Below are 24,795 nucleotides of genomic sequence, written 5' to 3' on the forward strand. Positions count from 1 at the left end.
ATTCTGTCGCCGCCGGTGGGCTGCGGGGCGTTCCGGCCCGAGTGTCCCTGCCGCCCCGCAGAATGGATGCCATGATCTCGACCGAGATGGCCCTCGCCCTCCGCGAAGCCGGGCTGGTGTGGCATCCGCGATCCGGCGACCGCTTCCAACTCGACGAGCCCGAGTTCGACGCGGACGTCTTCACGGTCAGCGAGATGACGGTCGAGCCGCGGGACTATCCGACGGGTCGCATCCTCGCGTTCAACGGCACCACCGAGTGGGCGCTGGATTCCGTGGCCACCGAGGACGCGCTGTGGTTGCCGTCGGAGTCGCAGCTGCGCGAGATGCTGCGCAGCGCGTTCCGCTCCCTCCGGCGCCTGCCGGACACGTACGAGGTCGAGATCGCGGTGGGTGGGGCGAACGTGGTGTTCGAGCACCCCGAGCCCGCGGACGCGTACGCGCTCGCCGTGTTGGAACTGCTGCGTCGGATCCAGTGACGGGTGCGGGCGCCGGAGGCGGTCCCGAACCCGCGTGACTGCGGTGCCGGGGGGACGCCCCGGACCGCACGTGCCCGCCTCAGGTGATCGTCTCGACCGGTTCGGTGTCGGGGATCGGGCTCGAGTCGCGGTGGCGGAGGTCGGGGAAGCCCTTGACGAACACCGCGGCAACGGCGAACCCGACGAGGGCGAAGGCGGCGGCCGCGACGTAGGCGCCCTGCGGGCCGATGCCGTCGACGAGGAAGCCGGCGACGGCGGATCCCGCGGCCGCGCCGATGAGCTGGCCGGTGCTGATCCAGCCGTAGGCTTCGGCCGTCTCGCTGAAGCGGACGCTCGCCGACGTCATCGCGAACATCACGGCGAGGGCCGGGGCGATGCCCGCTCCGGCGATGAGGAGGGTCGCCCCCAGCCACCAGGCGTTCAGCGACACGATGGTGAGCGAGAGGCCGAGCGCGACGATCGCGAGGCGGCGGGCCATGGCCCAGGGACCGATCGGGATGTGGCCGAAGGACAAGCCCCCGGCGAGGCTGCCGACCGCGAAGACCGCGAGGATCAGGCCGGCCTCGAGGCCGCCGTGGTCGAAGGTCGCGACGACGCCGGCTTCGACGGCGGCGCACGCGCCGATCAACAGGAAGCCCGTGGCGGTCGCGAGCAGCACCGGGGCCTTGCCGAGCACGCGGCCCAGTCGCCGGCGGCTGCGGGGGATGCGCACGCGTCCGACCTCGGGGCTCAGGATGAACCACGCGCCGCCGCCGAGCAGGATGACCACGACGAGAAGGAGGCCCGGGACGGTGCCGACCTGCGTGGCGACGAGGGTGATCAGCACGGGCGCGAGCACCCAGATGATCTCTTGCAGCGACGCGTCGAGGGAGAACAGGGGAGTGAGCTGCTTCGAGTTGACCATCTTGGGGTAGATGGTGCGCACGGCCGACTGGATCGGGGGCGTCGACAGCCCGGCGATCAAGCCCAGGACCATGTAGAGGGGGAGCGGCATCTCGATGAGCGCGAGGGTCGCGATGGCGGCCGCGCACACGAGGAGTGTCACGCTGAGCACGCGACGCATGCCCCAGATGCCCATCCACCGACTCGTGATCGGACCCGAGATCGCCTGCCCGACGCTCGTGGCGGCGAGCACGAGACCCGCGGCGCCGTACGAGCCGGTGACGTGCTCGATGTGCAGCAGGACGGCCAGGCTCGTCATGCCGTTGGGGAAGCGTGCGGTCAGCTGGGCGGCGATGATACGCCCAACGCCCGGGGTCTGGAGAAGTTCGCGGTAGCCGGCCACGCCATAACGCTATCTCCCCCCTCCGACATCGATGTCGGAGGTGCGGGCGACGCTCGCCTGCGACACGCCGCGACACGCCGGAGACCCGAATCCACCGCCTGTGCAATGTCGGAACCCCCCTCTAGCGTGCGAGCTGTGGATGGATGCCGGGTCTCCCGGCGAGATCCGCGGAATGGCGGGCCTCGCGCGGCACCGAAGAGGGGCACGACCTGTGGATGAAATCGTGGACAACCTGTGTTGTATATGGGGAGAGCGGTGGAAAATCACACTCGTGTAACTACTACCCCTTGTGGTTCCACCTGATGTCCGTCCCCATATGTAGTATTGAGGTCCCGGCGAGCCCCGCTCGTTCGGAAGATGAGTTTCTAGGGGAGAAAGAGAACAGAATGGCGATCACGGTCTACACCAAGCCGTCGTGCGTTCAGTGCACGGCCACCTACCGCGCGCTCGACTCGAAGGGCATCGAGTACAACGTGCTCGACCTGTCGGAAGACGCTTCCGCGCTCGAGCAGGTCAAGTCGCTCGGCTACCTTCAGGCCCCCGTCGTCGTCACCGACGAGGACCACTGGTCGGGCTTCCGTCCCGACAAGATCGACGAGCTCGCGTCGCGCCTGGCGTGACCCCGCGACAGGCTCACCGACCCCCGTCATGAGCGCTGTCCTGTCGGCGACCACGGCTCCGCTGCTCGTCTACTTCTCGAGCGTGTCGGGAAACACCGCACGTTTCATCGAGAAGCTCGGCATGCGGGCCCAGCGCATCCCCCTTCGGCCGACCGATTCGCCCCTCGTCATCGACGAACCCTTCGTGCTGGTCACCCCCACTTACGGTGGGGGTGCCGGCCGGGGCGTCGAGAAGGGCGCGGTCCCCAAGCAGGTCATCCGCTTCCTCAACGAGGAACGGAACCGACGACACATCCGCGGAGTCATCTCCGCGGGCAACACGAACTTCGGCGACGCGTTCTGCCTCGCCGGCGACATCATCAGCCGCAAGTGCAACGTGCCGCACCTGTACCGGCTGGAAGTATTCGGCACGCCCGACGACGTCGAGCGGGTCACCGAGGGATTGGAACGATGGTGGAAGTTGAGCTGACCGACGTGGACTTCAAGACCGAAGCGCGGTTCGAGGGCCTGGATTACCACGCCCTGAACGCGATGCTGAACCTGTACGACGCCGACGGCAAGATCCAGTTCGACGCCGACAAGCGCGCGGCGCGGGAGTACTTCCTGCAGCACGTGAACCAGAACACGGTGTTCTTCCACTCGCTCAAGGAGCGGCTCGACTACCTCGTCGAGAAGGAGTACTACGAGCCGACCGTGCTCGAGAAGTACTCGATGGAGTTCATCCAGGAGCTGAACGACCGCGCGTACGGTGCCAAGTTCCGCTTCGAGACGTTCCTCGGCGCGTTCAAGTACTACACGAGCTACACGCTCAAGACCTTCGACGGCAAGCGCTACCTCGAGCGCTTCGAGGACCGCGTCGTCATGACCGCCCTCGCGCTCGCCGACGGCGACCAGCGTCTCGCGGTGCAGCTCGTCGATGAGATCATCTCGGGCCGCTTCCAGCCCGCGACCCCGACGTTCCTCAACGCGGGCAAGGCCCAGCGCGGCGAGCTCGTGTCGTGCTTCCTGCTCCGCATCGAAGACAACATGGAGTCGATCGCGCGCGGCATCAACTCCGCTCTGCAGCTGTCGAAGCGCGGCGGCGGCGTGGCCCTGCTGCTGTCGAACATCCGCGAGGCGGGTGCGCCGATCAAGCAGATCGAGAACCAGTCCTCGGGCATCATCCCCGTCATGAAGCTCCTCGAAGACAGCTTCAGCTACGCCAACCAGCTGGGCGCCCGCCAGGGTGCCGGTGCGGTGTACCTCAACGCCCACCACCCCGACATCCTGCGGTTCCTCGACACCAAGCGCGAGAACGCCGACGAGAAGATCCGCATCAAGACCCTGTCGCTGGGTGTCGTCATCCCCGACGTCACGTTCGAGCTCGCCAAGAACGGCGAGGACATGTACCTCTTCTCGCCCTACGACGTCGAGAAGGTCTACGGCAAGCCGTTCGGCGACATCTCGGTCACCGAGAAGTACCGCGAGATGGTCGACGACCCGCGCATCAAGAAGACCAAGATCAATGCGCGCGAGTTCTTCCAGACCCTCGCCGAGATCCAGTTCGAGTCGGGCTACCCGTACATCATGTTCGAGGACACGGTGAACAAGGCCAACCCGATCGCCGGTCGCATCAACATGTCGAACCTCTGCTCGGAGATCCTGCAGGTCAACACGCCGACCACGTACAACGAGGACCTCTCGTACGACACCATCGGCAAGGACATCTCCTGCAACCTCGGCTCGATGAACATCGCGCTCGCGATGGACGGGGGCGACCTCGGCCTCACGGTCGAGACCGCGATCCGCGCCCTCACCGCGGTCAGCGTGCAGAGCCACATCGCCTCGGTGCGTTCGATCGAAGACGGCAACGACCGCTCGCACGCCATCGGCCTCGGCCAGATGAACCTGCACGGGTACCTCGCTCGCGAGCACGTCTACTACGGCTCCGAAGAGGGCATCGACTTCACGAACATCTACTTCTACACGGTGCTCTTCCACGCGCTGCGTGCCTCGAACCGTCTCGCGATTGAGCGCGGCACGGCCTTCGACGGCTTCGAGAACTCCACCTACGCCTCGGGCGAGTTCTTCGACAAGTACACCGACCAGGTGTGGGAGCCGCAGACGGCCAAGGCGAAGGAGCTCTTCGCCGGTGTTCAGATCCCCACGCAGGACGACTGGCGCGAGCTGAAGGCCTCGGTCCAGGCGCACGGCATCTACAACCAGAACCTGCAGGCCGTGCCGCCGACCGGCTCGATCTCGTACATCAACAACTCCACGAGCTCGATCCACCCGATCGCGTCGAAGATCGAGATCCGCAAGGAAGGCAAGCTCGGTCGCGTCTACTACCCGGCGCCGTTCATGACGAACGAGAACCTGGAGTACTACCAGGACGCGTACGAGATCGGCTACGAGAAGGTCATCGACACGTACGCCGCGGCGACGCAGCACGTCGACCAGGGCCTGTCGCTGACGCTGTTCTTCAAGGACACCGTCACCACGCGCGACATCAACAAGGCGCAGATCTACGCGTGGCGCAAGGGCATCAAGACCATCTACTACATCCGTCTGCGTCAGCTGGCGCTCGAGGGCACCGACATGACCGAGTGCGTCTCGTGCATGCTCTGAGCCGCTGACCACCCGACTGACACACCGATAGAGGACGCAGGAACGCCATGGCTGAGAAGCTGCAGCTGCTGAACCACGTGCAGGCCATCAATTGGAACCGCATCCAGGACGACAAGGACCTCGAGGTCTGGAACCGTCTCGTGAACAACTTCTGGCTCCCCGAGAAGGTGCCGCTGTCGAACGACATCCAGTCGTGGAACACGCTCACCCCCGAGGAGCAGACCCTCACGATGCGCGTGTTCACGGGACTCACGCTCCTCGACACGATCCAGGGCACGGTGGGCGCCGTCTCGCTGATCCCCGACGCGATCACCCCGCACGAGGAGGCCGTCTACACGAACATCGCGTTCATGGAGTCGGTGCACGCGAAGAGCTACTCGTCGATCTTCTCGACGCTGTGCTCGACGAAGGAGATCGACGAGGCGTTCCGCTGGTCGACCGAGAACGAGTTCCTTCAGAAGAAGGCGCGCATCGTCATGGACTATTACCGTGGCGACGACCCCCTCAAGCGCAAGGTCGCCTCGACCCTGCTCGAGTCGTTCCTCTTCTACTCGGGCTTCTACCTGCCGATGCACTGGTCGAGCCGCGCCAAGCTCACCAACACGGCAGACCTGATCCGCCTCATCATCCGCGACGAGGCCGTGCACGGGTACTACATCGGGTACAAGTTCCAGCGCGGCCTCGAGACGGTCGACCAGGCCCGTCGCGACGACATCAAGGACTACACGTTCTCGCTGCTGTATGAGCTGTACGACAACGAGGTGGGCTACACCCAGAGCCTGTACGACGCGGTCGGCCTCAGTGAAGACGTGAAGAAGTTCCTGCACTACAACGCCAACAAGGCGCTGATGAACCTCGGCTACGAGGCGATGTTCCCGTCGTCCGTGACGAACGTGAACCCGGCGATCCTGTCGGCCCTCTCGCCGAACGCGGACGAGAACCACGACTTCTTCTCGGGGTCGGGCTCGTCGTACGTCATCGGCAAGGCCGAGGCGACGGAGGACGACGACTGGGACTTCTGAGTTCGAGTGCGTCTCGGCATCTTCCGGCCCGACTCCGACGCCTCCGGGCGTGAGCCGTTTGGTCCGGGGGAGATCATGACACGCAGATGCGCGACCCCCGCTGAGCTGACCGTTGAACGGTCAGGTCAGCGGGGGTCGTTTCTTTTTTCGCGTTCGAGAGGCGCGGCGGCGACGGGGCCGCGGCCCGCCGGCCGGTGCGCTCCGGGATGCTCGGCCGAGTAGCGCCGCGCTGACGGACGATGCGACGCGCGTCACCTGACGCTTCGACGCCGGCCGCCCACCCGCCCGCGGTGACGGACTCCGTCACCGCATCCCACTCTGCGTGGCGTCGAGGATCCGAGATCAGGGCCCAGGTGGCATCCGGAGTCGCCGGCACGAACGCGGTGGGGGACCGGTGGAGCGGGTCGTCGCTCGGTGCCGTCGGAGTGGATGCCGGGAGGGTGACCGCCTGGGTGAGGAGCTCGCCGATGATCTCCGGGGCCGTATCGAGCGAGTGGAGCACCGCGGTGACGAAGCCGCTCGGCTCGTCGTACTTCTTGTGGACGGCTTGGTGCGAGACGCCGAGGGCGTCGGCGACGTTCTGCCGCGTGAGCCCCGCCTCGACCTGACGCAAAAACTTGCGTGAGAGCGATAATGCGTATTACTGTGGCATCCATCACCTGATAATCCGCATAATCAGGGTCGCGTCAAGGAGGACGCATGTCGCGTACCGAGTCACGTCGTGTCACCCAGCGTCAGATCGCCCAGCTCGCCGGGGTGAGTCAGGCGACCGTTTCTCTCGTCCTCAACAACCGGACCGGCGGAGACATCCGCATCCCGGACGAAACACGCGAGCGCGTGCTCCGCGTGATCGAGGAGACCAAGTACGTCGCGGATCCGTCCGCCCGCCGCCTCGCCGGGGTCGACAATCGCATCCTCGGCGTCTTCACGTACGAGCCGGCCTTCCCGACGCGGAGCCTGGACTTCTACACGCCGCTGCTGAACGGTATCGAGGCCGGCGCGGAGGAGCTCGGAAGCGACCTGCTGCTCTTCACCAGCACTCCCGTGGTCGACGGGCGGCGTCGGCTTTTCCACGAGCGCAATCGCCTTCGTCTCGCCGACGGCGTTCTCCTGCTCGGTGTCGAAATGGATCCGAACGAGCTGGCGCGCCTCGTCATCGAGGGCTTCCGAGTGGTCGCCGTGGGTCGTCGCGACACTCCGGCCATCCCGTACGTCGGTATCGACTACACCGCGGCGACAGCCGAGGTGGTCAGGCGGGCGTTGGCGCTCGGGCACCGGCGAGTCCTGTACCTCCGGCTGGACAGCGACGGCGAGTCGGTACGTGATCGCTATCAGGGAGTCCTCGACGCCACGGCGGCGGCCGACGTGGTTCTCGCGGATCGCCTCAGCGACGGGTCCGACCTCGAAGCGGACTGGCGCGAGATCACGACCTTCGCCCCGACGCTCGTGATCGCCGAGTCGCCCGAGGTCGCGCAGAGCCTGCACGATCGTGCGCTGCACGAGGGCTACGGAGTACCGCGCGACCTGAGCATCATCGCACTCGGCTCTTCGCCGCGCGTGAGCCCCGACGATGTCAGCTTCACGCGACTGAACCCGCCGCGCACCGAACTCGGACAGCGCGCGGTCCACCTTCTCGCGCGCCTGCTCTCGGACGACGACTACCCGTCGGCCGACGAGCTGCGGACCCTTCTCCCGTGTCCCATCATCGACGGCGCGACGCTGAGCGCGCCCACCCTGGAGGCTCGCCCATGAGCGCACTGCACACCGAAGTCCTGGTCGTCGGCGGGGGGATGGGCGGCGTCGCGGCCGCACTCGCCGCGGCGCGACAAGGACGCCAGGTCGTCCTCACCGAGGAATACGAGTGGCTCGGCGGCCAGCTGACGAGCCAAGCGGTCCCGCCGGATGAGCACACCTGGATCGAGCAGTTCGGCGCCACCGCCAGCTATCGCGAACTCCGCGACGGCATCCGCGATCACTATCGACTGTGGTATCCGCTCACGTCCGCCGCCCGGAAAGAGGTCGCGCTCAACCCGGGCGCCGGTCTCGTCAGCCGCCTCTGCGCCGAGCCCCGTGCCGGAGTCGCCGTGATCGAGGGGCTGCTCGCCCCCCACCTGTCCGCCGGGCGTCTTCGCATCCTGCGGGGTGTGCGACCGACCGCCGCGTTCCGGGAGGGCGACCGCATCGATGCCGTCGAGGTCACGGCGGAGGACGGGACACGGACCCGCATCACCGCCGACTACGTTCTGGATGCCACCGAGCTCGGCGATCTCCTCCCGCTCGCGGAAGTGGAGCACGTCACCGGCTTCGAATCGCGCGCTCAGACCGGCGAGCCCAGCGCGCCCGAAGAAGCCCAGCCGGAGAACCAGCAGGCGTTCAGCTGGTGCTTCGTCATCGATCATGTCGAGGGCGACCACACCATCGACAAGCCGGACGACTACGACGAGTGGCGGGCGCGCCAGCCCGAGTTCTGGGGCGCGCCGATGATCTCGCTCACCGGCCCGCACCCGCGCACCCTTGAGACCTTCACGCGGACCTTCACCCCCACGATCGACGGGGATCCTCTGGCGATGCTCGCCGATCAGCGGGCCGGGGGAGGCGACGAGGAGCTCTGGACCTTCCGGCGCATCCTGGCCAAAGGTCTCTTCGACCCGGGCGCCTTCGACAGCGACATCGTCCTGGTCAATTGGCCGATGATCGACTACCTCGACGGGACCTTGACCGGTCCCGACCCGGAAGCCCACCGTCAGGCCGCGAAGCGGCAGTCGCTCGCGATGTTCTACTGGCTGCAGACCGAGGCCCCGCGCCCGGACGGCGGCCGGGGGTGGCCCGGCCTCCGCTTGCGCGGCGACGTCACGGGCACGGCGGACGGCTTCGCCCAGGCTCCCTACATCCGGGAGTCGAGGCGCATCGTGGCCGAGTACACCGTCGTCGAACAGGACCTCTCCATCGAGCTGCGCGGCCACGCCCGACCCGCGCAGTACCCCGACACGGTCGGTGTCGGGATGTACCGCATCGACCTTCATCCCACGACAGGCGGCGACAACTATCTCGACGTCGCCTCCGTTCCCTACGAGATCCCGCTCGGGGCCATGATCCCCGTGCGAGTGGACAACCTGCTACCCGCGGGCAAGAACCTCGGCACCACGCACATCACCAACGGCGCTTTCCGCCTTCACCCCGTGGAGTGGAACGTCGGCGAAGTGGCAGGCACGCTCGCCGCGTTCTGCCTCGAGCACTCGGTCTCCCCGCGTGAGGTTCGCGCACAGAGCGATCTTCTCTCCACCTTCCAGAACCGCCTGACCCAGCAGGGCGTCGAGCTGCACTGGCCCGACGTCACGGGCTACTAAGGAGCATTCACATGAAATCAGCAAAGATGCTGAGCGCCGCGGCCGTCATCGCCGCTGCCTCACTCGTTTTCAGCGGCTGCAGCGGCTCCGGCCCCAGCGCCGACGAGCCGGTCGCACTCCGCATGACCGTCTGGACCTCGAATGAGGCGCAGCTCGCCCTCTTCAACGAGATCGCGGACGCCTACATCGCCGATCATCCCGAGGTGTCGAGCATCACGTTCGACCCGCTCGACTTCGACAGCTACACGACGACGCTGACCACCCAGTTGGCGGGCGGGAATCCGCCGGACATGGCGTGGCTCCTCGAGAACTCCGCTCCCGATTTCGTCTCGTCCGGAGCCTTGGTTCCGCTCAACGACACTCTGTCGTCGACGGAGGGCTACGAGCTCGACGACCTGTCCGAACCCGCGACTCAGCTCTGGCGCACGGAGGACGGCGATCTCGCCGCCTACCCGTTCTCCACCTCGCCGTTCGTCGTGTTCGCGAACGACGATCTTCTCGCCGCCGCAGGGCAGCCCACGGCTGCGGAGCTCCAGGCATCGGGCCAGTGGAACTGGAACACGCTGTCGGACATCGGCGCCAAAGTGAATGCCGCGACGGGGAAGGCCGGCTTCGTCGTCCGGGACTTCGAATACACGCAGTGGGACTACCTGTCCACCGTGTGGAACGGCTGGGGGGCGTCGCCGTGGTCCGCTGACGGCAAGACGTGCTCCTTCGATGCACCCGAGATGGTCGATGCCTTCACCTTCCTGCACGACGCGGCCTTCACGAAGAAGTCCATGCCCGGACCGGGGACGACCGCGGACTTCTTCGCCGGAGACGCCGCGTTCACGGTGACGCAGATCTCGCGCGCGTCGCTCCTCAAGGAGTCCGGAATCACGTCGTGGGAGTTGCTTCCCCTTCCGGCAGGACCCGACGGTGAGTACTCGGTGATCGGCCAGGCGGGGCTGGGGGCTCTGGCTCAGGGCAAGCACCCCGAGCAGGCCGCTGACTTCATCGCCTACTTCACGAACCCGGAGAACTCAGAGAAGCTGGCGGCCTACTTCCCGCCGGCGCGCACGTCGCAGCTGACGGCGGCGACCCTCAGCGCGGCCAACCCCGTGTTGACCGAAGCCCAGCTCGCCGACGTCGTCGTCCCGGCGATCACCTCCGGCACCGTGCGGCCCTCGCACACCGGCGCCGCCGAGATCCAGCAGGAAGTGCGGTCGGGGCTCGACGGCCTGTGGGTCGCCGACGCTGACATCGCCGGCACGCTGCGCGGCGTCTGCGACACCATCGGCCCCCTCCTCGAGCAATGAGCGGAGTCCTCGACGAGGCCCCCGTGGTCCTGGCCGCCGGCGCGTCACCGCGCGCCGGGGCCGGGCGCCCGGCGGAGAAGCGGCGTCGTAGCCGCCTCTCCCGCGGTGACACGCTGATCGGCTATCTCTTCGTCGCTCCGCAGGTCATCGGCATCCTGGCTTTCGTGATCCTGCCGCTGGCTCTGATCCTCTACTACAACTTCCACGAGTGGAACGTGCTCGCGAACACGTTCCGGTTCGTCGGCACGGAGAATGTCGAGCGGCTTTTCTCCGACCCGAAGGTCGCACCGGTCCTCGGAGCGACGGCGGTGTTCAGCATCGGTCTCGTGATCGGAAACCTCGGCCTCGCACTGCTTCTCGCGGTGCTGCTCAACCGCAAGGTCCGCGGTATCACGTTCTTCCGGACCCTGTTCTTCTCGCCCGTCGTCGTCTCGCTGGTCGCATGGACGATCGTGTGGGGGTTCCTGCTCCAGGACGACGGTGGTATCAACGGTCTGCTCGCGATGATCGGCGTCGACGGGCCGAACTGGCTCCGCGAGGGCCCCACGGCGATGATCAGCGTGATCGTCGTCCAGGTCTTCAAGAACGTGGGCCTGAACATGATCCTGTTCCTGTCGGCACTCCAGGGTGTCCCCAAAGAGGTGACCGAGGCGGCATCCATCGACGGCGCCGGCAAGGCGGCGATCTTCGGGCGCATCACGCTTCCGCTGATCTCTCCGACGATCCTGCTGACGACCATCATCACGATCGTGGGGTCGCTGCAGGTGTTCGCGCAGATCGCCGTGTTGACGCAGGGCGGACCGGGGATCTCCACGACCGTGCTCGTCTACTACCTCTTCCAGCAGGCGTTCGAGTTCCACCGGTTCGGCTACGGCTCGACTCTCGCGCTCGTCTTGTTCGTCATCGTCCTGCTCCTGACCATCGTGCAGTGGCAGCTCCGCAAGAGATGGGTCTTCTATGAGAACTGAGCGGCGACCCGCCGTGCGGGTCCTCTTCTACATCGGGATGTCGCTGCTCGCGATCCCGTTCGTCTTCCCGACCTGGTGGATGATCACCTCGTCCTTCAAACCGATCGGCGAGATCTTCGCCTTCCCGCCGACCCTGTGGCCACAGAACCCGACGATCCAGCCGTACATCGACGCCCTCACCGAACAGCCGTTCCTGCTGCAGTACTGGAACAGCATGTACATCGCGGTCGTGGTGACGGTGGCGACGATGGTGTTCTCCGCCATGGCGGGATACGCCTTTGCGCGGATCCGATTCCCCGGGGTGAACTTCCTCTTCGTCATCGTCCTCGTGGGACTGCTCGTGCCCTCCGAGGTGACCATCGTTCCGCTGTTCCAGATGTTCAATCAGCTCGGGCTGGTCAACACGCACTGGCCGCTCCTGCTGGTGTCGACCTTCGGGGCTCCGAGCGTGCTGGCGACGTTCATCATGCGTCAGTTCTTCGTGACGTTGCCGGTCGAGCTGGAGGAAGCCGCCCGTCTCGACGGCCTGCACCGCGCGGCGATCTGGTGGAGGATCGCGATGCCGCTCGCGAAGGCGTCGCTGGGAGCGGTGGCCATCTTCACGTTCCTTCACACGTGGAATCTGTACCTGGAGCCGACGGTCTACCTCCAGAGTCCCGACCTCTTCACGCTGCCCCAAGCGCTCACCCGGTACACGGACGCGTACGGCGGCCAGATGTGGAACGTCCAGCTGGCGGCAGCGACCATGACGGCGGTGCCGGTGCTGATCGTGTTCATCTTCGCGCAGCGGCAGTTCGTCGAGGGCCTTGCCCAGACGGGCTTGAAGGGCTGACCGGCGCAGGCGAGCCGGACACCGCGGGGCCCATCCGCCGTGTCCGGCTCGCCTCCCGGCGCGAACTCCGCCCGGAGGCTCCGACAGGCTCGGCCGCCGGGTTCGCGACGACGGTTCGCCGAGCCTGTCCACGTAACAGAAACACGCACGACCCCCAACCGAATACTCGTGATGAAAAGGACAACGATGTTCACCATTTCGATGAAACGAGCGACGACGGCGACCGTCGCGCTCGCGATGATCACAGGAGCGCTTGTGGCCTTCCCCTCCGACGCGCGCGCGAGCGCCACGCCCACGACGACGGTCGTCGGGGCGACGGCCTCCGTCGACACGGCGGCGGAGTTCGCCACCCTGCGCGAGAAGTACGCGACCATGCTGACCGGCGGAGCGATCTTCGACACCACCGCCCCCGACATCTCGGCGCGGATCGCCGCGATCACGGCATCCGGTCAGCAGTCCTGGGACTCGATGAAGAAGAACGCGGACCGCAACCGCCTCTGGGACGACTCGCCGTTGGGCACCGACTCCGCGGGCGTGACCCGGACCTACGAACACCTCCGGTCGATGGCGCTCGCGTACGCGACCCACGGCTCGACGTTGGAGGGGAACGCGCAGCTCGAAGCCGACCTCATCGACGGCCTGGACTGGATGAACACGAACGCCTACTACGCTCACGGCCCGTCGTACCAGAACTGGTGGCACTGGCAGATCGGCGCACCGCTCGCGCTGAACGACATCGTGGCGCTCGTCTACGACGACCTCACCAGCACGCAGATCTCGAACTACATGGCGGCGGTCAGCTTCTACCAACCCTCCGTGACGATGACCGGGGCGAACCGTCTGTGGGAGAGCCAGGTCATCGCCATCTCGGGGATCCTCGCCCAAGACGCCACGCGCGTCGCGGCGGGCCGCGACGGCCTCAGCGCGCTCTTCCCGTACGTCACCTCCGGCGACGGGTTCACGCGGGACGGGTCGTTCGTCCAGCACGACTTCTACGCCTACAACGGCGGCTACGGCACCTCGCTGCTCTCCGGCATCGCCGACCTGCTGTACCTGCTCAACGGGTCCACGTGGGACGTCACCGACCCCCAGCGATCGAACGTGAGCGAGTGGATCTACAACGCCTTCGAGCCGTTCCTGTATCAGGGGAACATGATGGACATGGTCCGCGGACGGGAGATAAGCCGCTACGGCGTGCAGGACGACGATGCCGCGGTGCCGGTCGTGGCATCCATCCTCCGTCTCTCTCAGGTGTCGTCCGCCCCGGATGCCGCCGCCTTCAAGAGCATGATCAAGGCCTGGCTGGCGGTGGATGCGGACAAGACCTTCCTGAGCCAGGTCTCGGTGGACCTCATCGCGAGGGCCAAGGCGATCCAGGACGACTCCTCCGTTCCACTGCGAGACGAGCTCGTCTTCAACCGGCAGTTCACCGGCATGGACCGCACCGTGCACGCGCGACCGGGATACCGCTTCGGGATCAGCATGGCGTCGAGCCGCATCGCCGCGTACGAGGCGATCAATGCGGAGAACGCGAAGGGATGGCACACCGGCGACGGGATGACCTACCTCTACAACGGTGACCTCGGTCAGTACAACGACGATTTCTGGCCGACCGTCGACAGCTACCGGCTGCCCGGAACGACGGTCCTGAAGAATACGCCGCAGAAGGCGCGCACCCGCACGGACAGATCGTGGGTCGGCGGTGCGAGCGTCCTGGGTCAGTACGGCGTCACCGGGATGGACCTGCACACGATCGATCGGACGCTGGAGGCCAAGAAGTCGTGGTTCATGTTCGATGACGAGATCGTGGCCCTGGGGGCGGGAATCACCAGCACCGACGGAATCGGCACCGAGACGATCGTCGAGAACCGCAAGCTCAACGCGGCGGGCGACAACGCCCTGACCGTGGACGGCGCGACCGAGCCCGCCACCCTCGGCTGGTCGGACACCCTGGCGGGGGTCGACCGTGTGCACCTGGCGGGGAGCGTCGCCGGTTCCGACATCGGCTACTACTTCCCCGGGGGTGCGACCGTGAGCGGCCTCCGCGAGCAGCGCACGGGGAACTGGAAGCAGCTCAACTCGTCGTCGCAGTGGGGGAACTCCACCCCCATCACGCGGAACTACCTCTCGCTTTCGCTCGACCACGGTAGCAACCCCACCGATGGCGCCTATTCGTACGTGCTGCTGCCGAACAAGACGAGCGCGCAGGTCGACAGTTACGCCTCGAACCCCGACATCACCATCCTCGAGAACTCCCCCTCCGCCCAGGCCGTGCGCGAGAACGGTCTGAACGTCACGGGCATCAACTTCTGGAAGGACGAGGTCACGACCGCCGGAGGCGTCACCTCCGACCGGAAGGCCTCGGTCATGGTGAGCAAGACCGCGGGGACCCTCGACGTCTCGGTGGCCGATCCGACGCAGAAGAACGTCGGTCAGCTCTACCTCTCGCTCGACACCCCGGCCACCGGCGTGATCTCCCACGATCCGGAGGTGACCGTCCTGCAGTACACGCCGACGGTAAAGCTCAAGGTGAACGTCAACAAGGCGGGTGGCAAGGACTTCCACGTCGCGTTGTCGCTCGACGGCACGCAGCAGCCCAACCCGGCGCCGATCGCGATTCCGAGCACCTACGAGGCCGAGACCCTCCCGGTCAACGCGCTGACGAAGTCCCTCTCCGTCGCCACCGTCGCGAACGCGAGCGGCGGGAAGAGGATCCAGGTCCACAACTCCGTCGTGGGCGACTACATCGAGTTCGACCTCGACGTTCCGCAGGCCGGCACGTACGACGTCGTCGCACGGGCTCTCAAGGTGAGCGACAACGGGATCTACCAGTTATCGGTCGACGGGACGAACGTGGGAGCCCCGCAGGACTTCTTCTGGAGCACGAATGTCGCGCAGCGCGATCAGACGTTCGGCTCCTACACATTCACGAAGCCGGGTAGCTACCTCGTACGGCTGACGACGACGGGAAAGAATGCGAGCGCCTCGGGGATGAAACTGGCGCTCGACTATCTGAAGCTGGTGCCGACCGCGGGCGGCTAGCGAGGGTGGCGACCCGCCCGCGCGCTGTCGGTGCGGGCGGGGCGCCGGGTGGGTCGCCGCTCGGGTCGCCCGGCGGGCGACCGCTCGCTCAGCGGTCACGCGGGCGGGTCGCCGGGAATCGGGGTCAGGGGCGCAGGCGCTCGGCCAGCACCCGTCCGGCCCGGCGCAGCCAGCGCGTCGGGTCGCGTCGGGCGTCGACGCCCGAGCCGGCGAGATCGGTCAGGGACACGACCTGCGCGAAGCCGGACGTATCGGCGTCCATCGACACCTGACCGGCGACGACGGCCACGGGCACTCCGGCCTCGGCGGCGGCGTCTCGGACGAACTGCGCGACCTTGCCGCGTGCGGACTGCCCGTCGAAGCGCCCCTCGCCGGTCACGACGAGGTCCGCGTCGGCGAGCGCCGCCACGAGTCCCACGCGGTCGGCCACCGCGGCCGCTCCCGATTGCATCACGCCGCCCCACGCGGAGAGCGCGAAACCGGCTCCTCCCGCGGCACCGGCCCCCGGCGCGTTCGGCCGGGCGGCGGGAAGCGCGCGCGAGATCAGCGTCGCGACCATACGAAGATCCGCGTCGACGCGCCGACACTCGGCGTCGGTGAAGCCTTTCTGCGGCCCGAACACCCGAGCGGCGCCTGCTTCTCCCACGAGAGGACTCTGCACGTCGCAGAGCACGCTCACTCCTCCTACCGGAAGCTCACGCAGCCTCGAGACGTCGATCGCGGCCACGGAGCGGAGCCCGCGCGCTCCCGGGGCGGCCGGCCGACCTTCCGCGGTGAGGAATCGCGCCCCGAGCGCGGTCAACAGCCCCGTTCCGGCATCCGTGCTCGCCGACGACCCGATGCCCACGAGGAGTCGCTCGACACCCTGGTCGAGGGCGGCGGCGATGGCCTGCCCCACGCCGATCGTGTGGGCGTCCCACGGGCGGAGCGATCCGGCGAGAAGCTCGATGCCGCTGACCGCGGCCAACTCGACGACGCCGGTCCGATCGGGGAGCTCCACCCAGGAGGCCCGAGCGGGGCCGGCGGGTCCGTCGACGACGAGCCGATGCCGGACGGCGCCGGCCGTGGCGGTGAGGAAGGCCGCGAGCGTGCCCTCGCCGCCGTCCGCCATCGGGCGCGCCACCGTCTCGATCGAGCGATCGGCGCGCCGAAGTCCCGCGGCGAGCGCGTGAACCACCTCGTCCGCCGTCGCGGAACCCTTGAAGCTGTCAGGGGCGAGGACGACCCTCACGCGGTGGTCCCGCGGCGGTCGGCCGGAACCGGAGCGCGGAGCAGATGCGGGGCGACGACCTCCTCGAACGCGCGTGCGGTCTCGGCCAGGACGACCCGCGGGTGCCGCGCCCAGATGTCGGCGTGGAAGATCTCGACCTCGATGTCGCGGTCGTACCCCGTCGCCTCGACGGCGCGCGTGAGGGCGGCGAAGTCGATCACGCCGTCGCCGGGGTAGTGGCGGCTCAGGAGCACGTCGGAGGCGAGCGGGGTCTTCCAATCGCACACCTGGTACGTGGCGATGCGCCCCTCGCGTCCCGCCCGCTCGATCGCGGCGATCGCTCCCGGATCCCAGAACACGTGGAAGGTGTCGACCGTCACACCCACCTCGTCCGCCGCGAACGGGCTCGCGAGATCGAGCGCCTGATCGAGGGTCGACACGACGCATCGGTCGGTCGCGTACAGGGGATGCAGCGGTTCGATCGCGAGCGTGACGCCGGCCTCGCGGGCATGCGGGACGAGCTCGCCGATCGCCTCGCGCACGCGCTCGCGAGCCCCGGCGAGGTCGCGAGACCCTGACGGCAGCCCGCCGGCCACGATGACGAGCGTCGGTGTGGAACCCGGAGCTCCGGACGCCGCCAGTGCCGCGGTCTCGTCGATGGCCCGGCGGTTGTCGTCGAATGACCCCGCCCCGGTGAAGAACCCGGCGCGACACGATGTCGTGAAGCGCAGTCCCGAGTCCCTCAGCATCGCGCATGCGGTCGCGAGGCCGACCTCGGCCACCGGTTCGCGCCACAGTCCGATCGCCTCGTAACCCGCGGCGACCGTCAGCTCCAGCGCAGTGCGGAGGTCCGCGTGCTTGATGGTCGCCTGGTTGATCGACAGACGCGGGTGAGTGCTCACGCGTCCGCTCCGTTCACGCGCAGAAGGGCGTGCCAGCGGGATGCCGCCCGCTCGGGGTGCTCGAGGACGTTCGCCGTGTTCGCCAGCTCGACGATCCGCGAAAGGTGGGGAAGGCTCCGCGCGGAGTGCAGGCCACCGACCATCTGGAAAGCCGGCTGGTGCCCGTTGAGCCACGAGAGGAAAGCCACCCCCGTCTTGTAGAAGTGGGTCGGGGCCGCGAACAGGTGCCGGCTCAGCGGCGTGGTGGGATCCAGCACGGCCCGGTATGTCGCGTGGTCGCCGGCGTCGAGAGCTTGGATCGCCGCGGAGGCGGCGGGGGCGATGGCGGCGAACGCTCCGAGGAGGGCATCGGAATGGGTGCGAATGCTCCCTGGCGCCGGCTCGGCGTCGTCGAGCAGGTCGACGTAGTGGAAGTCGTCGCCTGTGAACATGCGGACGCCCTCCGGCAATCGCGCGCGGACCCACCGCTCCGCGTCGGCGTCGAGCAGGCTCATCTTGACCCCGCCCACGCGATCGACGCTCTCCTCGATGATCTCGAGCAGCGTGGAAGCCGCGTCCTCCCAGCGTGCTGAGCCGAAGTACCCCGCCAGCTCCTGATCGAACGCCTCCCCGAGCCAGTGCAGCACGACGGGACGTGACGCACGGCTCAGGACCTCGCGGTACACGCGGCGGTAGTCGTGCGCCGAGGTAGCGGTGCGCGCAAGGTGACGGGATGCCATGAGCACGGCATCCGCTCCCTGTTCCTCCGCGAACTCGAGCTGCTGGACGTAGGCGTCGACGATTCGCGAGAGGGGAGCACTCGTGGCATCGAGATGATCGGTGTTGACCCCCACGACCAGCGAGCCGCCTTCCTCGCGCGCGACCCCCGCGGACCGAGCGATCAGCTCGCGGGTCGCGGCGGAGTCGAGCCCCATGTTGCGTTGCGCGGTGTCCATCGCATCGGCGACCCCGAGACCCCACGAGTAGAGAAAGCGCCGGAAGTCGAGCGTCGCGTCCCAATCGATGCGCGCGGGCGCGCCGGGGGTGTTGTCCGCCCACGCGACGGGCACGACGTGCGCGGCCGCGTACACGACCCTGCTCTCCAGCGGCGAGGTCGGCAGCTGCCAGGGCGGCGCAGGATTCAGCTCGGTCCGGGTGACCCGGCCCTCCGGCTGGAGCAGTCGAAGTCCGGTCATCGGGCGACGCTCCCGGACACCGTCGTCAGGGTCTCCAGCGCGACCTTCCGCCCCTCGCGGCTCGAACGAAGGCCCGCCTCGGCCAGCTGCACGCCGCGCGCGCCGGCGAGGAGGTCGAACGCGTACGGCGTCTCCTGGACGTACGAGACGAGGAAGTCCTGCCACTGCTGGCGGAAACCGTTGAGGAAGACGTCGTTGTCGGGCAGGCGTTGCCAGTCGGCGGCGTAGTCGTGCGTGTCCTCGAGGTCGGGGTTCCACACGGGCTTGGGTGTGGCGTTGCGTGGCTGGATCTCGGCGCCGAACAGGCCGACGACGGCGGAGCCGTGCGTTCCGTCGACGTGGAACTCGACCAGTTCGTCGCGATGGACGCGGACGGTCCACGAGGAGTTGATCTGCGCGATGATCCCGCCCTCGAGCTCAAAGATGCCGTAGGCCGCATCCTCGGCGGTAGCCGTGTAGTGCGCCCCCGACTCGTCCCAGCGGTCCGGGATGTGCGTGGCGGCTTCCGCGTACACGCTCCGCACGGGGCCGAACAGGTTCTCCAGCACGTAGTTCCAGTGCGGGAACATGTCGACGATGATGCCGCCACCGTCCTCGGCACGGTAGTTCCAGCTCGGGCGCTGGGCGCGCTGCCAGTCGCCCTCGAAGACCCAGTAGCCGAACTCGCCGCGGACCGACAGGATGCGTCCGAAGAACCCGGAGTCGATCAGGCGCTTCAGCTTCTGCAGCCCCGGCAGATAGAGCTTGTCGTGCACGACGCCGGTCTTGACCCCGGCGTCCGCCGCGAGACGGGCGAGCTCCAGGGCTTCGTCCAGGCTCTCCGCGGTGGGCTTCTCGGTGTAGATGGTCTTGCCCGCTGCGATCGCCTTGCGCAGCGCCGTCGCGCGCGCTTTCGTCACGAGGAAGTCGGCGTAGATCTCCCAGCGGGGGTCCGCGAGAGCGGCATCCAGATCCGTGGTGAAGTCCTCGATGTCGTGTCGGGCAGCGAGCTCGGCGAGGGTCTCGCGGTTGCGGCCGACGAGCAGCGGCTTCACCGTCGCCCGGGACCCGTCGGGGAGGTCGATTCCGCCGGCGTCGCGAATCGCGAGGATCGAGCGCACGAGGTGCTGGCGGTAGCCCATGCGTCCTGTGGCGCCGTTCAGGATGACGCCGATCTCGCGGGTACGGACGGTCGTGTCGGTGGGAAGGGTCATGTCTGCCTCTCTGCCGGCCGTCGGGGGCCGGGGTCGGTGGTGCGCGCCGGTCGGCAGCGCAGCGTCAGGATCTGGAAGGGGCGGAGGGTCAGGTCCACGGCATCCGTGTCGGCGCGGTGGAGGGCGGCGTCGAGAGGGCGTTCGAGCAGATCGACCTCGTCGATCGTCGCGAGCGGGATGCCGAAGGTCAGCCGTCCGTCCTGCCGGCCGCCCGTCGCCTCGTGCAGGCGGACGACGAGGTCGCCGGAGCCGTCCTCGGCGAGCTTGACCGTCGTGACGCGGATGCCGTCGCTCGAGCAGGAGACCAGGGGACGGACCTCCTCTCCGCCGAGGACCACGCGCTGAGCCCGATCCAGCCGGTGCCCTTCCTCCGCGGCATCCGTCAACGTCGCTTCCGGTCGAATGCGGAAGCGCATCTCATGCCGGCCCTGGTCGGCGTGCGGATCGGGGAAGGTCGGGGCGCGGAGGATCGACAGCCCCACCGTCGTCACGACGGCGCCGCTCTCGGAGAGGCTCCTCTCCACGGAATGGCCGTAGGTGGAGTCGTTGGCAATCGCGACGCCGTACCCGGATTCCGCGACGTGGATCCACCGCTGCGCCACGACCTCGAACCGCGCTTCGTCCCAGGAGGTGTTCGTGTGCGTGGGACGCGTGACGTGTCCGAACTGGATCTCGGCGCGGGTCTGCTCCGCGTGGATCTCCAGGGGCACGATCATCCGGAGGAGGCGGTGCGTCTCGTGCCAGTCGATCTGGACCTCGATGTCGATCCCCGCCGCGTCGGCGGCGAGGCGCAGCGTCTGGGTCAGGGTGCTCGCCCCTACGGAGCGCGTGGCCGAGACCACTCCGGCTCCGTCCTCGCCCACGAACGCCACGATGGTCTCCGCGCCGTCGAGGTCGATCGCTCGAGCGCGGTCGTGGGCGTCGACGTCCCACGCGTCCCATTTGTCGGGATAGTCGGGGTGCAGGCGCAGGAGAGCGGCGCGAGCCCCATCGGGAAGGGCATTGCGCCCCGAGGGACCGGACAGCTCGACGAGCAAGCCGTCGGCGTCCACGACGGCACGGACGACGCCGTTGGACAGCACCCACCCGCGCTCGGCGGTCGCGGTGAGGCGGGTGGCGGCCCGCGGTGGGGGAGAGGGAGCGATCGCACCGGCCGAGACGCCGCCGAGGGGCAGCGGGGCGGAGTTCGCCGTCAACGCGCGACGACCGGGACCGGCCAGGACCGTGAGGCTCGCGCCGATCGCCTCCTCGAGCTCGACGGCGAGGGCGGCGTACGCCTCCTCCGCTTCGCGGTGCACCCACCCGATCGAGCTCCCGGGCAGGATGTCGTGGAACTGCAGGAGGAGTGTCTGGCGCCACGCGCGGCGCAGCAGCTCGTTCGGGTAGGGCGCACCGCGGTAAAGGGCGGCGGTCGCTGCCCACAGCTCGGTCTCGTGCAGCAGCCGCTCGGTGCGGCGGTTGCCCTGCTTGGTCTTCACTTGGCTGGTGAGTGTGCCGCGATGGAGCTCCAGGTACATCTCACCCGTCCACACCGGCAGTGTGGGGTTCTCGTGGCGGGCGCGCTCATAGAAGTCGCGCGGAGCGCCGAGGGCGACCCGGGGTGATCCCTCCAGATCGGCCTGGCGGTACGCCCGTTCCACCATCTCGCGGGTCGGCCCGCCGCCCCCGTCGCCCCAGCCGAACGGCGCCAGCGACACCGTGCCGGTTGCATGATCGGTGTAGGTCCGTTCGGCATGGGCGAGTTCGGCGGGGGAGAGCTCGGCGTTGTAGGTCTCGATGGGCGGGAAGTGGGTGAACACCCTCGTCCCGTCGATGCCCTCCCACCAGAAGGTGTGGTGCGGCATCCGGTTCGTCTGGTTCCACGAGATCTTCTGCGTCATGAACCAGTCGGCGCCGGCGAGACGGATGAGCTGGGGGAGGGATGCCGAGTACCCGAACGTGTCGGGAAGCCAGACCTCCGAGGTGTCGACGCCGAACTTCTCGAGGAACCACCTCTTGCCCACCACGAGCTGGCGCGCCGTCGCCTCGGAACCGGGCAGGTTCGTGTCGGGCTCCACCCACTGCCCGCCCACCGGGACGAACCGCCCGGCGCGCACCTGGTCCGCGATGCGGGCGAAGACGGCGGGGTAGTGCTCTTCCATCCACGCCAGCTGTTGGGCGGAGGAGCAAGCGAAGCGGAGATCCGGATGCCGCTCGAGCAGATCGAGCACATTCGAGAACGTGCGCGCGCACTTGCGGATCGTCTCGCGGATCGGCCAGAGCCACGCGGAGTCGATGTGGGCGTGACCCGTGGCCAGAACGGTGTGCGCGCTGGCTGCGGCCGGAGAGGACAGGACCGGCGCGAGGATCGCGCGCGCACGGTCGACCGAGCCGCGGACGTCGTCGGGGTCGATGGCGTCGAGCATCGTCGACAGGCTCGAGCCGATGCGGGCGGCGCGGGGAGAGCCGGGCGGGAGCTGCTCCGCGAGACCGGCGAGCACCTCGATGTCGAGCAGCAGCTGCTCGATCCTCACGTCGATGCGGACGATCTCGAGCCGTCGCAGCGTGTAGAGCGCAGCGGCCTCCGGTAGCGGACCGTCGCCGAGGTGCGTCGAACGCCAGTGGGATTCGGGCGGGATCGTGGGATTCGCGGCGAGCTCGAGGTACAGGTCCACGCCGCCCTCCACGGGGACCCACGCGTTGCGGGGCGACACGGCCTTGGCGATCGAGCCGTCCGGGCGGAAGGCGAGGGCCTCGGCCTGGAAGCCCGGTGACTGCTCGTTGAAGCCGAGATCGACGAGCAGCTCGGTGCGGTGGTGCTCCGAGTCGCCCCAGTCTTCCGGGACGACGCCGGTGACGTGCAGCCAGAGCGTGCTCCACGGCGTTCCCCATGGCTCGCCGACGCGGAAGGGACGGAACTCGCGGCCTGGGACCTCGGAAAAGGGCACGGGTTCGCCCGGCACGGGCCACGCGGTGAGGTCGACCGGAGCGGACGTCTCTACCCTGAGGGGACGCAGGGTCTCGTGGACGAAGCGGTCGAGACGGCCGGCGACGGGAAGACTCATCGGGCGGACACCGCGAGTCGGTGGCCGGCGGGGAACAGCGGATCCACCGTGCCGTTGGGCACGTCCTCCGGGGAGTCCTCGACGGCGGTCATGGACCGGGGAATCTCGAAGGGGAGGCGACCGCGGGGGGCGACACGGCCGGAGAGCGCCGCGACCAATGCCTCGTCACTCACGCCGCACGTCCCGACAAGGGTGTCGGCGATCTCGACGAGCGGCGTCAGGATCGCCGGGCGTTCGAGGTTCGCATCGACGATGAGGCGCGTCACCCTCGCGAGGGAGGCCAGGCGTGCCAGCAGACCCGGGCGGTAGTTCAGCGAGCCCTGATGGAAGAGGGACTCGAACAGGAGGTCGTCGCGCGGATCGTAGGGTGCGGGCAGTCGGACGACCGCGACGTCGGCGTCTTCGGGACGGGCGACGACGGTTCCCCAGGCGCGGGCGGCCTCGGCCGCGATCCCCTCGACGTACACGCGCCGGTCGGGCGCGGAGGCGAGGGGCAGGAGCCCGTCGTCCGTGAGGACGGTGACCGAAGCCGCCTGGACGCGGAACCCCGCTTCCCGGTGCGCGGCGCACCCGACGAGCTCGGCCGCGGCGTCCTCGTCGACGAAGGGGTCGTCGAACAGGCCGAGCCGGAACTTCAGCTCGAGCAGGCGGAACGCGGATCGGTCGATCCGCTCCTCGCCGACCCGCCCGGTGCGGACGAGGTCGAGCAGCAGATCGGTGCATTCCTCGCCGCCGAACTGATCGCACCCGGCGTCGAGCACCTTGACCATGCGTTCGGCGGGTGACAGATGTTCCACCCCCCACGCCTTGGCCGGGAGGACCTGCCCCTGCGCCACGTTGTCGTGGATCAGCTCCCAGTCGGTCACGACGATTCCGTCGAAGCCGAGGGACTCCCGCAGGAGCCGGGTCACGATGCGGCGGTTGAACGCGAACCCGACCTCTTCGACCTGTTCCCCGTCGAGCTCGAGGCCCACCGGCATGCCGTAGTACGGCATCATTCCGGCCGTCCCGGCAGCGATCGCGGCGGCGAACGGCGCGAGATGCTCGGCGAAGCGTCCTCCCCGGTAGGCCTGTTCGCGGCCGTAGGGGAAGTGCGCATCCTCCCCGCCCTGCTGGGGGCCCGCTCCGGGGAAGTGCTTGGTCACGCACGCCACGGACGTCGGACCGAGCTCGTCCCCCTGGAACCCGCGCAGGTAGGTCAGCATCGCGCGGGTGGTGCGCTCGGCATCCGCTCCGAAGGTCTGGAACTGTCGGCCCCAGCGGGCATCGCTCGCGAGATCGACCTGGGGGTGCAGGGCCATCCGGATGCCGACGGCGAGATACTCCGCCCGGGCGATCCGGGCGTGTTCGAGGATGTCGGCGTCGTCGAGTGCGGCAAGGCCCAGGGGTTCCGGCCACTGCGAGAACCCGCGAGCGGCGAACGATGCGCCGGCGTTCTCGGTGAACGCGTGGCGCGGATCGGTACTGATGGTGACGGGGATGCCGTGTTCGGTGCGCGCGGCCAGAGCCTGCAGTGCGTTGGCCCACCGCGCGGCGTCGCGCGGCGACCCCAGACCGTGCACGTTGAAGTGGTTCATCCGCTTGTCGAGGACGACGGTGCTCGTGGGCGACTTGCTGAGTGCACCGGTCGTCTCGACGAGCGAGCCGTCCGCGCCGGACTCGATGACCGTGTGGAACATCAAGCCGACCTTCTCTTCGAGGGACAGACGCGGCAGCAGGTCGGCCGTGCGTTCTCCCGGGGAGAGGCGGGGGTTGCGATAGTCGGGGGTCACTC

General features: G+C 68.3%; 19 protein-coding genes. 11 read left to right on the forward strand and 8 right to left on the reverse strand.

What is annotated here, in order from left to right; genetic code table 11:
• The first annotated feature begins 71 nt into the window (after positions 1-71).
• Positions 72-476 (forward strand): hypothetical protein, encoded by a 405-nt coding sequence (locus MTES_RS14010; RefSeq protein ID WP_013585926.1) that lies wholly within the window; start codon positions 72-74, stop codon positions 474-476.
• 79 nt (positions 477-555) lie between these two features.
• Here MTES_RS14010 and MTES_RS14015 read toward each other — a convergent pair whose 3' ends face one another.
• Positions 556-1,761: an MFS transporter gene (locus tag MTES_RS14015; protein WP_013585927.1), complete on the reverse strand. Its 1,206-nt coding sequence runs from the start codon at positions 1,759-1,761 to the stop codon at positions 556-558.
• Positions 1,762-2,147: 386 nt separating this feature from the next.
• Between MTES_RS14015 and nrdH the strand changes: the two genes are divergently transcribed.
• From nrdH to nrdF, 4 genes are read left to right on the forward strand one after another with little or no spacing between them, the layout of a single operon-like run.
• Positions 2,148-2,381: a glutaredoxin-like protein NrdH gene (gene nrdH / locus MTES_RS14020; RefSeq protein WP_013585928.1), complete on the forward strand. Its 234-nt coding sequence runs from the start codon at positions 2,148-2,150 to the stop codon at positions 2,379-2,381.
• 28 nt (positions 2,382-2,409) lie between these two features.
• Positions 2,410-2,850: a class Ib ribonucleoside-diphosphate reductase assembly flavoprotein NrdI gene (gene nrdI / locus MTES_RS14025; RefSeq protein ID WP_013585929.1), complete on the forward strand. Its 441-nt coding sequence runs from the start codon at positions 2,410-2,412 to the stop codon at positions 2,848-2,850.
• Positions 2,832-4,988, forward strand: coding sequence for a class 1b ribonucleoside-diphosphate reductase subunit alpha (gene nrdE, locus MTES_RS14030; protein ID WP_013585930.1), 2,157 nt, complete (start codon positions 2,832-2,834; stop codon positions 4,986-4,988). The genes nrdI and nrdE overlap by 19 nt, the downstream gene beginning before the upstream one ends.
• Before the next feature lie 47 nt (positions 4,989-5,035).
• Positions 5,036-6,010: a class 1b ribonucleoside-diphosphate reductase subunit beta gene (gene nrdF / locus MTES_RS14035; RefSeq protein ID WP_013585931.1), complete on the forward strand. Its 975-nt coding sequence runs from the start codon at positions 5,036-5,038 to the stop codon at positions 6,008-6,010.
• Positions 6,011-6,083: 73 nt separating this feature from the next.
• Here nrdF and MTES_RS14040 read toward each other — a convergent pair whose 3' ends face one another.
• Positions 6,084-6,623, reverse strand: a complete 540-nt coding sequence (locus tag MTES_RS14040) for an SRPBCC family protein (RefSeq protein WP_013585932.1) — start codon at positions 6,621-6,623, stop codon at positions 6,084-6,086.
• An 86-nt stretch (positions 6,624-6,709) separates the two neighbouring features.
• Here MTES_RS14040 and MTES_RS14045 point away from each other — a divergent pair, with 86 nt between their 5' ends.
• From MTES_RS14045 to MTES_RS14070, 6 genes are all read left to right on the forward strand, one after another.
• On the forward strand, positions 6,710-7,762 hold the full coding sequence (locus MTES_RS14045) for a LacI family DNA-binding transcriptional regulator (protein WP_013585933.1): 1,053 nt from the start codon (positions 6,710-6,712) through the stop codon (positions 7,760-7,762).
• Positions 7,759-9,357, forward strand: a complete 1,599-nt coding sequence (locus MTES_RS14050; RefSeq protein ID WP_013585934.1) for an FAD-dependent oxidoreductase — start codon at positions 7,759-7,761, stop codon at positions 9,355-9,357. The genes MTES_RS14045 and MTES_RS14050 overlap by 4 nt, the downstream gene beginning before the upstream one ends.
• A gap of 11 nt (positions 9,358-9,368) precedes the next feature.
• Positions 9,369-10,655: an ABC transporter substrate-binding protein gene (locus tag MTES_RS14055; RefSeq protein WP_013585935.1), complete on the forward strand. Its 1,287-nt coding sequence runs from the start codon at positions 9,369-9,371 to the stop codon at positions 10,653-10,655.
• Positions 10,652-11,623, forward strand: coding sequence for a carbohydrate ABC transporter permease (locus MTES_RS14060; protein ID WP_013585936.1), 972 nt, complete (start codon positions 10,652-10,654; stop codon positions 11,621-11,623). The genes MTES_RS14055 and MTES_RS14060 overlap by 4 nt, the downstream gene beginning before the upstream one ends.
• Complete coding sequence (locus MTES_RS14065) at positions 11,613-12,455, forward strand: carbohydrate ABC transporter permease (RefSeq protein ID WP_043361478.1); 843 nt, start codon at positions 11,613-11,615, stop codon at positions 12,453-12,455. Before MTES_RS14060 ends, MTES_RS14065 begins: the two co-directional genes overlap by 11 nt.
• Positions 12,456-12,641: 186 nt before the next feature.
• Entirely contained in the window at positions 12,642-15,497 is a 2,856-nt protein-coding gene (locus MTES_RS14070; protein ID WP_013585938.1) for a polysaccharide lyase family 8 super-sandwich domain-containing protein, read from the forward strand.
• A 124-nt stretch (positions 15,498-15,621) separates the two neighbouring features.
• Here the strand turns inward: MTES_RS14070 and MTES_RS14075 are convergent, their stop codons facing one another.
• From MTES_RS14075 to MTES_RS14100, 6 genes are read right to left on the reverse strand one after another with little or no spacing between them, the layout of a single operon-like run.
• Positions 15,622-16,728, reverse strand: a complete 1,107-nt coding sequence (locus MTES_RS14075; protein WP_013585939.1) for a glycerate kinase — start codon at positions 16,726-16,728, stop codon at positions 15,622-15,624.
• The gene (locus MTES_RS14080) at positions 16,725-17,609 is read right to left on the reverse strand and encodes a sugar phosphate isomerase/epimerase family protein (RefSeq protein WP_013585940.1); all 885 of its coding nucleotides are present in this window, start codon (positions 17,607-17,609) and stop codon (positions 16,725-16,727) included. The genes MTES_RS14075 and MTES_RS14080 overlap by 4 nt, the downstream gene beginning before the upstream one ends.
• Positions 17,606-18,784, reverse strand: a complete 1,179-nt coding sequence (locus MTES_RS14085) for a DUF993 family protein (RefSeq protein WP_013585941.1) — start codon at positions 18,782-18,784, stop codon at positions 17,606-17,608. The genes MTES_RS14080 and MTES_RS14085 overlap by 4 nt, the downstream gene beginning before the upstream one ends.
• Positions 18,781-19,977, reverse strand: coding sequence for a Gfo/Idh/MocA family protein (locus MTES_RS14090; protein WP_013585942.1), 1,197 nt, complete (start codon positions 19,975-19,977; stop codon positions 18,781-18,783). The genes MTES_RS14085 and MTES_RS14090 overlap by 4 nt, the downstream gene beginning before the upstream one ends.
• Positions 19,974-23,021 (reverse strand): alpha-mannosidase, encoded by a 3,048-nt coding sequence (locus MTES_RS14095; RefSeq protein ID WP_013585943.1) that lies wholly within the window; start codon positions 23,019-23,021, stop codon positions 19,974-19,976. The genes MTES_RS14090 and MTES_RS14095 overlap by 4 nt, the downstream gene beginning before the upstream one ends.
• Entirely contained in the window at positions 23,018-24,793 is a 1,776-nt protein-coding gene (locus MTES_RS14100) for a glycoside hydrolase family 3 protein (protein WP_013585944.1), read from the reverse strand. The genes MTES_RS14095 and MTES_RS14100 overlap by 4 nt, the downstream gene beginning before the upstream one ends.
• Between the last annotated feature and the right edge of the window lie 2 nt (positions 24,794-24,795).

Origin of the sequence: Microbacterium testaceum StLB037 (assembly GCF_000202635.1) — a bacterium.
Taxonomy (GTDB): Bacteria; Actinomycetota; Actinomycetes; order Actinomycetales; family Microbacteriaceae; genus Microbacterium; species Microbacterium testaceum_F.